The sequence below is a fragment of the Nonomuraea sp. NPDC049309 genome (assembly GCF_043196965.1).
Lineage (GTDB): Bacteria > Actinomycetota > Actinomycetes > Streptosporangiales > Streptosporangiaceae > Nonomuraea > Nonomuraea fastidiosa.
In genome coordinates this window covers 2,943,154-2,956,039 of sequence record NZ_JBICSH010000001.1, presented here as the reverse complement: position 1 = coordinate 2,956,039, position 12,886 = coordinate 2,943,154, and the positions used below count along the sequence as shown (strand labels likewise).

Annotated in this window: 9 protein-coding genes; 3 read left to right on the top strand and 6 right to left on the bottom strand. The window is 68.6% G+C overall.

Annotated elements, in window-relative coordinates; all coding sequences use genetic code 11:
- Positions 1 to 122 precede the first annotated feature (122 nt).
- Positions 123 to 857, top strand: coding sequence for an aminoglycoside 3'-phosphotransferase (locus ACGFIM_RS13045; RefSeq protein ID WP_393199220.1), 735 nt, complete (start codon positions 123 to 125; stop codon positions 855 to 857).
- 207 nt (positions 858 to 1,064) lie between these two features.
- On the top strand, positions 1,065 to 2,306 hold the full coding sequence (locus tag ACGFIM_RS13040; protein ID WP_393199217.1) for an IS256 family transposase: 1,242 nt from the start codon (positions 1,065 to 1,067) through the stop codon (positions 2,304 to 2,306).
- Positions 2,307 to 3,582: 1,276 nt separating this feature from the next.
- Here the strand turns inward: ACGFIM_RS13040 and ACGFIM_RS13035 are convergent.
- Both ACGFIM_RS13035 and ACGFIM_RS13030 read right to left on the bottom strand, forming a co-directional pair.
- Positions 3,583 to 4,974 (bottom strand): hypothetical protein, encoded by a 1,392-nt coding sequence (locus ACGFIM_RS13035; RefSeq protein WP_393199214.1) that lies wholly within the window; start codon positions 4,972 to 4,974, stop codon positions 3,583 to 3,585.
- A gap of 482 nt (positions 4,975 to 5,456) precedes the next feature.
- The gene (locus ACGFIM_RS13030; RefSeq protein ID WP_393199212.1) at positions 5,457 to 6,818 is read right to left on the bottom strand and encodes a glucarate dehydratase family protein; all 1,362 of its coding nucleotides are present in this window, start codon (positions 6,816 to 6,818) and stop codon (positions 5,457 to 5,459) included.
- A 104-nt stretch (positions 6,819 to 6,922) separates the two neighbouring features.
- Between ACGFIM_RS13030 and ACGFIM_RS13025 the strand changes: the two genes are divergently transcribed.
- On the top strand, positions 6,923 to 8,398 hold the full coding sequence (locus ACGFIM_RS13025; protein ID WP_393199209.1) for an aldehyde dehydrogenase (NADP(+)): 1,476 nt from the start codon (positions 6,923 to 6,925) through the stop codon (positions 8,396 to 8,398).
- A gap of 459 nt (positions 8,399 to 8,857) precedes the next feature.
- Here the strand turns inward: ACGFIM_RS13025 and ACGFIM_RS13020 are convergent, their stop codons facing one another.
- From ACGFIM_RS13020 to ACGFIM_RS13005, 4 genes are all read right to left on the bottom strand, one after another.
- Positions 8,858 to 9,628 (bottom strand): IclR family transcriptional regulator, encoded by a 771-nt coding sequence (locus ACGFIM_RS13020; protein ID WP_393199206.1) that lies wholly within the window; start codon positions 9,626 to 9,628, stop codon positions 8,858 to 8,860.
- 67 nt (positions 9,629 to 9,695) lie between these two features.
- Entirely contained in the window at positions 9,696 to 10,556 is an 861-nt protein-coding gene (locus tag ACGFIM_RS13015; RefSeq protein WP_393199203.1) for a carbohydrate ABC transporter permease, read from the bottom strand.
- Entirely contained in the window at positions 10,553 to 11,485 is a 933-nt protein-coding gene (locus tag ACGFIM_RS13010; RefSeq protein WP_393199200.1) for a carbohydrate ABC transporter permease, read from the bottom strand. Before ACGFIM_RS13010 ends, ACGFIM_RS13015 begins: the two co-directional genes overlap by 4 nt.
- Positions 11,482 to 12,792, bottom strand: a complete 1,311-nt coding sequence (locus tag ACGFIM_RS13005) for an extracellular solute-binding protein (RefSeq protein WP_393199197.1) — start codon at positions 12,790 to 12,792, stop codon at positions 11,482 to 11,484. Before ACGFIM_RS13005 ends, ACGFIM_RS13010 begins: the two co-directional genes overlap by 4 nt.
- Positions 12,793 to 12,886 lie beyond the last annotated feature (94 nt).

Here is a 12,886-nt window from a genome sequence, read left to right as displayed (position 1 = left end):
TCGATGCGTGGCGGTGCTCACGTCGGCTCAACGAATTCGACTAGGGGGTGAGGTGCCCGACCTCGTCAGACCTGACGATCGCTCCTCGCCTCGATGCATCAAACGGAATGAGGATGTGATTCATGAAGCTTCCAGACCGGCTTCGCCGGTTGATCGGACCGGATGTGTCCTGGTCGGCCGACCATGAAGGAGCCAGCGGTACGGCCCTGAGGGCGGTGTCGGGATCGAAGGTGTTCTACGTCAAGCACGGCCCACTCGCCAGAGCCGAGTACTTGCGGCTGCGCTGGCTTCGTGGACGGATCCCCGTCCCTGAGGTGGTCGCCTTCGAAGACGACGTTCTCGTCATCGCCGACGTGGGCGCTCCATCGTCAGAAGCCGCCGCTCCCGCCGACATAGGCGCCGTGCTGGGCCGGACGCTGCGCATGCTGCACGAGTTGCCTGTCGCCGAGTGTCCCTTCAACGGCGGGCTGCCGGTGGTTCTCGCACGTGCCGGCGCCAACGTCCGTGACGGCCTCGTGGACCCGGACGACTTCGACGCCGATCATCTCGGGCTGACACCCGAGATGATCTACGAACGACTGCTCGCCACGCGCCCGCGCGTCGCGGATCTTGTCGTTGCGCACGGCGACTACACCCCGTCCAACGTGCTGGTGCCCGCCTCGGGAGAGCCCGTGGTGATCGATGTGCCGGCATTGGGCGTGGCCGACCGGTACCGCGACCTTGCCATCGTTCACAGAGACTTGTCCGAGGACCACGGTCCGGCGGCCTGGTCGGAGTTCCTTTCCGCCTACGCCCTTGTCGATCACATCGACGAGGAACGCCTGTACTACTACCGGCTCCTGGACGAGCTTTTGTGATCAAACGTTGGATTGGTGATCGATGACGTCGTGACCAAAGGCCTTGCGACCGATAAGGGTTGCCGCATTTTGGCGAGATAGGGCATGGTTGCGTCCACGGGAGTGGTGTACGAGTTTGACCTGGTCAGCTGGCGTGGTGACGTGAAATGGTGACGGCCATCGCGTGATCCTTCGAGTAGCTAGTCCAAGATCGAAGGAGGACACGTGATGGCCGCGGACAACAGTGTGACGCCCGAGCAGTGGCTGGCGCAGCAGATCCAGTCCGGCGACCCCGACATGTTGCGATCCATGGTGAAGACCATGGCCGAGGCGTTGATGTCGGCCGAGGCCGACACCCTGTGCGGGGCCGGCTACGGCCGGCGCAGTACCGAGCGGACCAACCGGCGCAACGGCTACCGGGCGCGTGAGTGGGACACCCGGGCCGGCAGGATCGAGCTGGCCATCCCGAAACTGCGGTCGGGCTCGTACTTTCCGGACTGGCTGCTGGAACGCAGGCGGCGGGCCGAGCAGGCACTGATCAGCGTCGTGGCCACCAGCTACCTGCTGGGCGTCTCCACCCGCCGTGTCGACAAGCTGATCGAGCAGCTCGGCATCACGCACATCTCCAAAAGCCAGGTCTCGCAGATGGCCAAGACGCTCGATGAGCAGGTCGACGCCTTCCGCACCCGCGCACTGGATGCCGGGCCGTACACGTTCGTCTGGCTGGACGCATTGACGCAGAAGGTGCGCGAGGGCGGGCGGATCGTCAACGTCCACGTCCTGGTCGCCACCGGGGTGAACGCCGACGGACGGCGCGAGATCCTCGGCCTGGACGTCACTTCGGCTGAAGACGGCGCGGGCTGGCCGGCCTTCCTGCGCGGCCTGGTCGCCCGCGGCCTGTCCGGAGTGCAGCTGGTGATCTCCGACTGCCACGCCGGGCTGGTGGCCGCGATCGGCGCCACGTTGGCCGGGGCGTCCTGGCAGCGCTGCCGCACCCACTACCTGCGCAACCTGCTCACCTGCGTGAACAAATCCGCGCAGCCGTTCGTGGCCACGCTGGTGCGCACCATCTTCGACCAGCCGGACGCCGCCTCGGTGCGCGCCCAGCACGCCTGGGTCGTGCAAACGCTGGAAGCCAAGCATCCGACCGCCGCCGAGCACCTGGACGCCGCCCGGGACGATCTGCTGGCCTTCGCCGCCTTCCCCCGCGAGATCTGGCCGCAGATCTGGTCGAACAACCCGCAGGAACGGCTGAACAAGGAGATCCGCCGCCGCACCGACGTGGTCGGCATCTTCCCCGACCGCACGGCGATCATCCGCCTCATCGGCGCCGTACTGGCCGAGCAGACCGACGAATGGGTCGAAGCCCGCCGCTACATGGGCCTGGACATCCTCGCCAAAGCCCGCATCCGCGTCGTTGCCGGCGACACACCCACCCAGAACCCACTCCCACAGACACTTACCGCTTAACCTGCAGAAACAGGATCACGCGAAGATCGGTTCTTACACCACGTCCGTGGACGTGACCTAGGGCATGGAGCAGCCGCCGGGCAAGTCCGCGCGATGGGGCGGGGAGTGTGCTGCCTGCAAGAGGTCTTGGAGTGTGGGTTGGGTGAGGGGTTTGTGGCGTGCGCGGGTTGAGGTGCTGATGGGAGGTCTGGCGGTGGGGAGGGTGCGTTTCGTTGGGTGGGGAGCTCGTGGCGTCGGGTGGTGATGGGGCTGTGTGTGGGGTGCGGTTGAAGGCTGCGTGGCGAAGGTCTGGGGCGTGGGATGGCTGAGTGCGCCGTTTGAGGGGAGCTTGCAGCGCGGGGGTGTGCGGCTGCTGCTTGGGGAGTGTCGGTTCGATTGGGGCGTCTCGTCGCTCGGGTGGGCGCGTTCGACGTTGCGTCTTACCTCGGTGGTTACAGGTCGGGTCGGCGGTGTGCCGCCGTAAATGGTGACGGCCATCTCGTGATCCTTCGAAGGCGCAAGTCAAGACCGAAGGAGACCACGTGATGGCCGCGGACAACAGTGTGGCGTCAGAGGGGGAAGTCGGCGCAGCGAATCCAGACCGGGGGCCCCGACTTGTTGCGGTCCATGGGGAAGATCATGGCCGAAGCGTTGCTCTCGGCGGAAGCCGGGGGTCAGGGCTGGGAGACCGTGAGGGGCGTTATTTCGGGAGAGGCCGGAGAAGGCACGTCGGCCGAATTGAGGGGCGCTGGAGATAGAGAGCCGGGTAGGGCACGTTGGTCGGCTTAGAAGGAATGCCACAGTCGCCGGTAAGCCACGTTGGTCTGCTGCAGGAGGCGCTGGGGTTGCGGCTCGGGCGTGTTGGTCGGTGGGGAAGGGTGTTGGGGTCGCGGTGGGGGCGTTGGTCTGCTGGGGGAGGTGCTGGGGGGCTGCTGGTTGGGCGTGTTGGTCGGTGGGGAAGGGTGTTGGGGTCGCGGTGGGGGCGTTGGTCTGCTGGGGGAGGTGCTGGGGGGCTGCTGGTTGGGCGTATTGGTCGGTGGGGAAGGGTGTTGGGGGTGGCTGGCCGGGTGTGTTTGGTCGGTGGGGGAGGGGTGCGAGGTGGCTGGTCGGGCCCGTTGGTCGGGCTGGGAGGGTGTCGCGGGCGGTGGGGGTCGTGAAGTGTGGTGGGTGGCCGGGCGTAGCAATTGAACGCGCGTTACGGTCGGGCCATGAAGCCTCCGAGCGGTGCAGATTCGGCACCTTTACCACACCGGAGGCTTCCTCGGTGATCAAGCCTCACTGTTGAGAGCGCTCGCGGTCATCGCAGTTCGCGGTAGAGGTTCAGGGCTTTGGTGAGGGCCTGGAGGCGTTGGGGGCTGGCCAGGCCGGCGTGGTACAGGTGGAATTCTGCGGCTCCGGCCTTGGCGTACGTCCTGAGCTGGTCGGCCAGCACTTCTGCGTCGGCGGGGCGGGGTGGGAGGGCGAGGACGTAGGCGCCCACTCGCTGGGACGCGGTGGCGAGCTCGCCGAGGCGGGTCAGGCGGGCGGCGTCCGTGGCGGGGGCGCCCCAGCAGTTGCCGACCAGGACGTCGACGTCGGGGTCGCCTGCGGGGAGGGGAGCGAAGGCGCCGGTTGCCCACGGGTCGGGGTTGGCGTGCACGGTGATGGGGACGTTCGGGGCGGTTCGCCTGGCCACGCTGATCAGGCGTCGGCGGAGGGTGGTGGTGAGCGCTGTGCGGATCTCGCGTACCTCGTCCGCCAGGTCGCCCAGAGCTTGGTCGACGGTCGTCGGGCCGGTTGCAGGGGGCGTGGCGGGTGTGGAGCGTGCCGTGGGTCCGGTGGTGCGGGCCTTCGCCGCCGGGCTGGTGGGAGCGCCGCTTGTGGCGGGTGTCGCCTTTCGGCCGTCTGTTGCGGAGTCCGTCGCGCTCCCGTCTGTTGCGGAGTCTTTCGTGGTCCCGTTTGTTGTCGAGTTTGTGGTGGTCCCGTTTGTTGTGGGGGCCGTGGTGGTCCCGTTCGTTCTGGGGGTTGGCGCGGTGCCGTCTGGTGTGGGGGTTGGCGTGGTCCGGTCTATGGCGGAGCGGATGACAAATCTGGTCGGCTCGGGGTAGCGGGAGGCGCAGTTCGTACAGAAGCAGAGGGAGAGGAGGTCCGTGTCGGCGGGAGTCCAGTCGGCGCCGGAGGTCTTCTCGTGCACGCTCGTGTGGCCGAAGCCCATCGGGCCGCACGCCTCCAGGATGAGGCCGTCCGGTTCGCCCAGGTCCAGGATCTCTCTGACCAAATTCTCGCAGTACTCGATGACGTCCTCGTGCGACGGGCACAGCGCGTACGGGTACGCGTCGCCGAAGGCGTTGCGGACGACCAGGTCGGGGTGGGCGGCGCCGAGGCGGGAGTTGTGAGTGAGGACGGTCCAGGCGTGCACCTTGAGGCCAACAGCCTTGAGCGCGTCCCTGGCCTGCAGGTAGGCGTCGGCAGGAGTCCACGTGGGGGCGGCGGGCACGAGCCGGCCCCAGGACGACTCGCGGATCGGGAGGTAGAAGGCCGGGTACGGCACGTCCAGCACGCGGTGTGCCGGGTGGTACGGCGTGGCCGCCCGCGTCGAGTGGTAGCTGGCCGCCAGCGCGACCGCCTCGACGCCCAGCTCGGCCAGGCGGCGCGGGGCCGACGGGTCACCGACCACGTCCCAGGGGTACAGGTAGGCGACGTTCACCACAGGGCTCTCCTTGCCGGAAGTGTCATAGCTGCAGGTCTTATCGGAGTTGGTCTGGTCTTCTCGGGTTGGTCTTTGTGGTTGTGGGGGTGGAACCCCATCGGGGATTCGTGGCGGTCGAGGTCGCGGTGGGTTTCGGTTTGTCGGGGGTGATCGGTGATGTTTCGGATGGTGAGAGGTAGATGGCTTGGATGGTCGGGCCGAGCCGGGGTGTTTGGCGGGTCTGTTTCTCATGGTCGGGGTGTCGGGGGTGTTTGCGGCGGTCCCGGGTGGCAAGTGTGTTCGTCTCGGCGGTCGGTGATGTGTTCGGTTCGGTGTCTTGGCTCGTCTGGGGTGCTTCGGTTGGTCCGGTGGTGAGCTGGTGGCGTTTCTGCCCGGTGCGCCGGTGGGTGAACTTGTCGCTGAGCGGCGTAGGTGGTCGTGCGCTGCGGGGCGATGCGCGGGTGTCCCTACTTGCAGCTACCAGCGGGGGCGACTGACGAGGGCTACCAGCGGGGGCGCTTGGCGGTGAAAGACGGGTCGAAGCGCCGCATGTACGACGTGTCATCCCGCTTCCTGATCCCGCACTTGTCGTACTGCTCGTTCATCACCGCCAGCGCGTCCCTGTCGAGCTCGACGCCGAGGCCCGGGGCGGTGGGGACGGGGACGGCGCCGTTCTCGAAGCGCAGGGCGCCGGGCGCGACCACGTCCTGGCCGTCCTGCCAGGGGGTGTGGGTGTCGCAGGCGAACGTGAGGTTCGGCGTGGCGGCGGCCAGGTGCGTCATGGCGGCCAGGCTGATGCCGAGGTGGGAGTTGGAGTGCATCGACATGGACAGGCCGAAGGCGTCGCACATGGCGGCCACGTGCGAGGAGCGTACGAGACCGCCCCAGTAGTGGTGGTCCAGGAGGAGGACGCCGATGGAGCGGGCGGCCATGGCGGGCGGGAAGTGTTCGGGGGCGACGACGCACATGTTGGTGGCGAGCGGCATGGGGACGGCGGCGGCGACCTCGCCCATGCCTTCGATGCCCGGCGTCGGGTCCTCGAGGTACTGGAGCGTGCCCTCGAGTTCGCGGCCCACGCGGATCGAGGTCTCCACGGTCCAGGCGGCGTTCAGGTCGAGGCGGAGCGGCACGCCGGGGAACGCCTCGTGCAGCGCCCTGATCGCGGAGATCTCCTGGTCGGGCGGGTGGACGCCGCCCTTGAGCTTGATGGACTGGAAGCCGTACTCGTCGATGAGCAGCTTCGCCTGCCGTACGATGCCCGCTTCGTCCAGGGCGGCGCCGAAGCGGTCCGGCTCCTCGCCCGGGTGGCCGGCCCATTTGCAGAACAGGTACGCGCTGTACGGGACGGCGTCCCTGACCCGGCCGCCCAGCAGGTCGCTCACCGGGACGCCGGCCGCCTTGCCGCGGATGTCGAGGCAGGCCACCTCGAAGGGGGAGAAGACGCGATCGACCGTCGTCTCCTTCGTGGTCGTGCCGGTCGGCTTTGCGGTCTTGGTCGCGGCGTTCGGCCCCTCGTTCGCGGCGGCCTCGGCGGGCTTTCCCTCCGCCGTCTCTCCGGACGGCTCTTCCTCGAAGACGCCGGTCGAACCGTGCGGGGCGGTCACGGGCGCGCCGACGGTGGCGGCGACTCTGGCGTACATCTCGTGGAGCGCGTGGACGTCGAGCCCGATCAGAGCGTCCGCGCACTCGCGTACCTTGGCGAGATGCCGCACGTCACCGTACGTCTCGCCCAACCCGCTCAGACCTTCGTCGGTGACGACCTCGACAATGGTACGGAGAGCCCACGGCTCGTGGACTCCGGCGGCGTTGAGGAGGGGCGGATCTCTGAAGGCGACGGGAGTTACCTGGATCTGCCGAATGATCATCCGCTCGCCGTCCATATATGTGAACAATGGCCAGATTTGTGGACAAGTTGCCGCAACTGTAAGAATCAGGCTGAAGAAGTGTCAAGACTCCGAAGGGCCTTTCGATGATCTACGGACACGACCCCAGGACCGGCGAAACCGTGGGTACCGCCCTGCCCGAGACCGACAGCGCCGGTGTCGACAGGATCGTTTCCGCTGCGGCCGCTGCCGGAGCGGCGTGGCGGGCGACTCCGGCCGCCGAGCGTGCCGTCGCGCTGGAAGCCGTCGCCGACGCGCTCTCCGCCCACGTTGACGAGCTGTGGCAGCTCGCCGACCAGGAGACCGCGCTCGGCGAGGGACGCCTGCGCGGCGAGGTCGCGCGTGCGGCAGGCCAGTTCAGGCTCTTCGCGGAGGTCATCAGGGACGGCGGCTACCTTGAGGCGATCATCGACCACGCCGACCCCTCGCTGACGCCGCCCCGGCCCGACGTGCGCCGGGTGAAGCAGGCGCTGCCGGGTGTGGTCGCGGTGTTCGCGGCGAGCAACTTCCCGTTCGCGTTCTCGGTGGCCGGTGGCGACACCGCATCGGCGCTCGCGGCCGGTTGCCCCGTGGTCGTGAAGGCGCACCCCGGGCACCCCAACACGTCCGAGCGGGTCGCGAAGATCGTGCGCGAGGCGCTGCCCAACCCCGACCTGCTCGGCCTGGTGCAGGGCATGCAGGCGGGCATCGACCTGGTCAAGCACCCCAGCGTGGTCGCGGCCGGGTTCACCGGGTCGGTGGCCGGTGGCAAGGCCATTCAGAAGCTGATCGACGAGCGGGAGACGCCCATCCCGTTCTACGGCGAGCTGGGCAGCGTCAACCCCGTGGTCGTGCTGCCGTCGGCGCCGGCCAAGGAAGTGGCGACCGGGTTCGCCGCGTCCCTGACGCTCGGAGTCGGACAGTTCTGCACCAACCCCGGCCTGCTGTTCGTGCCCGAGGGTGACGAGCTGCGCAAGGCGATCGCCGAGGCCGTCGAGGGTACGACCGGCGGGCCCATGCTGGCCGAGCGCATCCGCGACAACTACCTGGGCGGCGTCGAGCGGCTGGGCCAGCTGGAGCTGCTGGCCGAGGGCAAGCCCGGCGAGGGCAGCTGGGCGGTCACGCCGAAGGTGTTCACCACCGACCTCGACACGTTCGCGGCCAAGCTGCCCGCCATCGGTGAGGAGTGCTTCGGGCCGGCGTCCATCGTGGTCACCTACCGCGACGTCGCCGACCTGCGTCCGGTGCTGGAGCGGCTCGACGGGTCGCTGACGGCGAGCGTGCACAGCACCGAGCCGCGGGAGGCCGCCGAGGTCGTCGAGGTCCTGGGCAGGAAGGCCGGGCGGCTCATCTGGAACGGCTGGCCGACCGGCGTCGCCGTCTGCTGGGCCATGAACCACGGCGGGCCCTGGCCGGCCGCCACCACGACCACCACGTCCGTCGGTGCGACCGCGATCGAGCGGTGGGTCGCGCCGATCGCGTACCAGGACTGGCCGGAGGAGCTGCTGCCCGACGAGCTCAAGGACGCCAACCCGCTGTCCATCCCGCGCCGGGTGGACGGCCGGCTCCAGGTGAGCTCATGAGCTGACCCAGGCTGGAGGGCTCGCCGGCCCGGGGCACCCCTCGGGCTCGGCGGGCCTTCGCCGTTTCTCGGCGCCCGTGGGTGCCGGGCCAGGAGCCGGCGAGGGGGCTCCTACGGGCGAGTGAGCGATGGGGGTGCCGGGCTTCTGCGGTTCCGCCCGCAGACCGCCGCGGCTGCTGCCGCTCCTGGGCGGCGGACGGGGCAGCAGGCGCGGTGTGTGGGAGGCGGCCGGTTGGGGGCTGGGCGCCGAGTGGCGCTCGCGCATTGCGTGGCGAGTGGCGGGCGAGGGGGCTCGTGCCCATGGCGGGGTGGCGCTGGCGCGTTGGGCGGTGGGTGGCGGCGAGGGGGCTCGTGCCCATGGCGGGTGGAGCTCGTGCGCTACGGCGGGCCCGGGCGGGGAGCGCGGGAGCCGGTGGGGCCGGGCGGGGAGCGCGGGAGGAGGGCCCGCCGGCCAGGGGGCCTAGCGGATGCCCTCCCTGCGCAGGGTGGCGGCCAGCTTGCGGGTGTGTTTGATGATCGCTTCGGTGATCCGCTCGACCTCGGAGTGGGGCAGCCCGGCGGGCATGGAGCAGCTGATGGCGTCGGTGGCCGGGATGCGGTAGTCGACCGCGACGGCCACGCAGGCGACGCCGGGGGTGCCCTGCTCGCGCTCGTACGCCCAGCCGCGGGTGCGGACCTGGTCGAGCTCGTCGGTGAGTTTGGCCAGGTCGGTGATGGTGTGCTCGGTGAGCGCTTCGAGCGGCGAGGGGAGCAGGGCGACGACCTCGTCGTCGGTGAGCTGGGCGAGCAGCACCTGGCCGAGGGCGGTGACGTGGGCGGGCAGCCGGCGTCCGACGCGGGGGATGACGTGGTCGGCCTCGCGGGACTCGCGGGTGGCGAGGTAGAGGACGTGGGCGCCGTCGCGCCGCGCGAAGTGCACGGTCTGCCCGATCTCGTCACGCAGGTCTTCCAGGCAGTCCTGGGCGTACGGCAGCGCGGGATCCTTGTCGAGGTAGGCGGTGCCGGTCAGCAGGGCGTGGGGCCCGATCCCGAAGGCGGATCTGGCGGAGTCGGTCTCCACCCAGTTGAGCTCGACGAGCGTGCGCATGAGGGCGTGCAGGCTGCTGCGCGGGAACCCGGTGCGCTGTTGCAGCTCCGAGAGCGTCAGGTGGTCGTGCGACTCGGCGAGTGTCTCCAGGATGCGTACGGTCCGCTCCGCGGACTTGACCAGCGGGGGCTGCTCCATGCTCATCCCATCTCGTATCCTTCGGCGGCTTCGGACATCCAGGATATTGGATGACGTCCAGATACATGGATGCCTAGCCCTTGACCGCGCCGCTGGTGAGACCGCGCATGAACTGCCGCTGGAAGGCGAGGAACGCGATGATCGACGGCAGCAGCGCGAGCAGCGACGCCGCGAGCAGCACGCCGATGCCGACCTCCTCGTCCGAGCGGAGCGAGCGTAGCGCGATGGGCAGGGTCCACATGTCGGACTCCGGCGCCACGATGAGCGGGAGCAGGTACTGGTCCCAGATCATGGTGAACCCGAAGACGCCGATCACGCCGAGCGCCGGGCGGCACAGCGGCACGATGATCGTCGCGAAGATGCGCAGCTCGCCCGCCCCGTCGATGCGCGCGGCCTCCTCCAGCTCCACCGGCACTTCTTTCATGAACTCGGTCATGACGAGGATGGAGAAGCCCCAGGCGCCGACGGGCAGGATCATCCCGGCGTAGGTGCCGATGAGGTTGACGTTCAGCAGCGGCATGTCGGCCAGGACGAGCGAGAGCGGGATCGCGATGATCTCTTCGGGGAGCATCATCGTGGTCAGCATGAGCAGCATCACGAACGTCATGCCGCGGAACTTCTTGCGCGCCAGCGAGTACGCCGCGAAGACGCTCACCAGCATCTGCAGCAGCAGCCCGAAGCCGACGACGATGAAGGAGTTCAGCAGGTACAGGTAGACGTTCTTGTCCTTGGCCTGGATGAAGTTCTCCAGCGTGAACTCATCGGGCCACAGGGAGAACGAGGTGGGGTCGAGGGTCTTGCTGAACGCGCTCATCAGCAGCCCGACCAGCGGCCCGGTGAAGACGATCACCATGGCGGAGTAGATGACGACCTTGGCCAGGCGGGCCGCGGGCCCCCGCCGGGCCTCCAGCCCCAGCGCGCTGTCGAACTTCATGACGCGGCCTGCCTCCTGCGCAGCATCTGCACGATCAGGGTGAGCACCAGCGTGGCGGCGAAGAGCACGATGCCGCCCGCCGAGGCGACGCCCAGCTCGTTCTTCTGGAAGCCGAGCTTGTAGATCAGCGTCATCAGCACTTCGGACGAGCCGTTCGGGCCGCCGTTGGTGAGCACGTACACCTCGACGAAGACCCGCAGCCCGCGGATGGCGGCGAGGGTGAACAGGATCCAGAACACCGGCCGCAGCGCGGGCAGCGTGATATGGCGCAGCCGCCGCCAGGTGGAGGCGCCGTCCACGGCGGCCGCCTCGTACAGGGCGCGGTCCACGCCGACCAGCCCGGCCAGGAAGATCATCATGTCGTACGGGGTCCCGCGCCAGATGCTCATCAGCGTGATCGACCACAGCGAGGAGTGCTCGCTGGCCAGCCAGGGCTGGGGGTCGATGCCGGCCCAGCCGATGATGGTGTTGAGCATGCCGCTGTCGGCGGGGTGGAACATGATGCGCCACACCTCGGCCACGGCCGCCATCGTGGTGACGACCGGCAGGAAGGCCGCCGTCCTGACGAACCACAGGTAGCGGGCGGGCCCTTCGATGAGCAGCGCCAGGCACAGGCCGAGCACGATGGAGCCGATCGTGGTGCCGAGCGCGAGCACCACGCTGTGCCAGATGGCCGAGGCGAACTCGTCGTCGGTGACGATGGTCTCGTAGTTCTTCAGGCCGACCCACTCGTCGCCGAGGAAGGTCTGCACCTTGAACAGGCTCTTCCACAGCCCCACGAACATGGGGATGAACTTGAAGTACAGGAAGAGCAGCAGCGCGGGCGCCAGGAACAGCCAGGCGATCAGCGGGCCCCGCCGGCGCACCGCCCGGGTGGATCCTGCGGGGGACGCCGTCCGGCCGCGCGCCGGGGTGAGCGTGGAGGTCATGAGGCGTTCTGGCTCTGCAGTTCCTGGGTGAGCTTGGTGTTGAGCTCATCCATGGCCGTCTTGACGTCGGCCGAGCAGTCGGCCCACACGGCGTTCATGGCGTCCGCCGAGGTCTGCCGGATCGGCGCCCAGTTGGGCACCGGCGGGGCGTAGACCGCGTGCTCGTACGACTCCTGGAAGACCTTCCAGCGCGGGTCCTGGCGCTCGGCGGACATGTCCACGGTGGTGTTGACCGGCAGGCGGACGATGGCGCCGTTGGCGTCCTTGTTCATGCCGATGCGCTGGCCTTCGGCGGAGATGGCGAACTCGGCGAACTTCTTCTGGCCGTCCGGGTTCTCGGAGCCGGCCATCATGTAGACGTTCTCGCCCTCGCCGAGCGTGCCGGGGCCGCCGGAGGGGCCCTTGGGCACGGGCAGCACCTCGATCTTGTCGCTGCCGATGCTGTTCACGAACCTCGCGAGCACGTACGGGCCGACCAGGTAGATGCCGCCCTGGCCCTTTTCGAAGACCTCGTGGGTGACGGTGCTGTCGTTGTTGACCGCGCCGGGGTTGACGGTCTTGGTCTTGCAGAACTGGTCCTGCAGGTACTGCACGGCCTCGACGGTCTTGGGGTCGTTGACGGTGGCGGCGTACTTGCCGTTGCCGGTGGCGGTGACGAAGTCCCCGCCGTTGGCGTAGATGAGGGAGGAGGCGTACCAGGAGGCGTATCCGCGTTTGGTGCCCGCGGGGGCGACGAAGCCGGAGGTGTCCTTCTTGCCGTTGCCGTCGGGGTCCTGCTCGGTGAAGGCGACGGCGAGTTTCGTCAGGTCGTCCCAGGTTTCGGGCGGCTTCAGGCCGACCTTCTCGCGCCAGTCCTTCCGTACGATCAAGGCGAACGACTGGGCGGAGAACGGCGCGGCGTAATACTTGCCGTCGGCGCCCATGGCCGCCTTCCACGCGGTTTCCGAAAGCTGGTCGCCGCCCGCCAGGCCGGCTTTGTCGACGGGCTGGATCCAGCCTTGCGACACCATGTTTCCGAGCTGCGCGGTGTCGTTGATCACGATGTCGGGGAGGTGGCGCTGCGCGGCCTGCTGATTCAGTTTGGTCTCGAAGTCGTCGAAAAGCGCGACGACTTTCGTCGGCACCCCGCTGGCCTTGGTGAATGCGTCGGCCAGCTTCTTGGCGGTCTCGGCTGATTCGGAATCGGGCGGCTGCCTGATCCAGATCTCCAAAGTGCCGTCAGAGCTCGTCGAATTCCCGGAACCGCAGCCTGTCAGTCCTACGGCGAGGGTCGCGGCCAGCGCGACCCCCAGCAAACGACGTGACATCAGACCGCCTCCTGTTCACATACGTGGACGCGAGTCGTGCACTTGAATGTGTGCCTGTGAACGTAACCGTGGCATGGCTCACGGTCAACATTCA

Excerpts from the sequence above, each read along its gene's own strand:
- ACGFIM_RS13045 (WP_393199220.1), top strand. The coding sequence starts at position 123 with ATGAAGCTTCCAGACCGGCTTCGCCGGTTGATCGGACCGGATGTGTCC.
- ACGFIM_RS13040 (WP_393199217.1), top strand. The coding sequence starts at position 1,065 with ATGGCCGCGGACAACAGTGTGACGCCCGAGCAGTGGCTGGCGCAGCAG.
- ACGFIM_RS13030 (WP_393199212.1), bottom strand. The coding sequence starts at position 6,818 with ATGATCATTCGGCAGATCCAGGTAACTCCCGTCGCCTTCAGAGATCCG.
- ACGFIM_RS13025 (WP_393199209.1), top strand. The coding sequence starts at position 6,923 with ATGATCTACGGACACGACCCCAGGACCGGCGAAACCGTGGGTACCGCC.
- ACGFIM_RS13020 (WP_393199206.1), bottom strand. The coding sequence starts at position 9,628 with ATGAGCATGGAGCAGCCCCCGCTGGTCAAGTCCGCGGAGCGGACCGTA.
- ACGFIM_RS13015 (WP_393199203.1), bottom strand. The coding sequence starts at position 10,556 with ATGAAGTTCGACAGCGCGCTGGGGCTGGAGGCCCGGCGGGGGCCCGCG.
- ACGFIM_RS13010 (WP_393199200.1), bottom strand. The coding sequence starts at position 11,485 with ATGACCTCCACGCTCACCCCGGCGCGCGGCCGGACGGCGTCCCCCGCA.
- ACGFIM_RS13005 (WP_393199197.1), bottom strand. The coding sequence starts at position 12,792 with ATGTCACGTCGTTTGCTGGGGGTCGCGCTGGCCGCGACCCTCGCCGTA.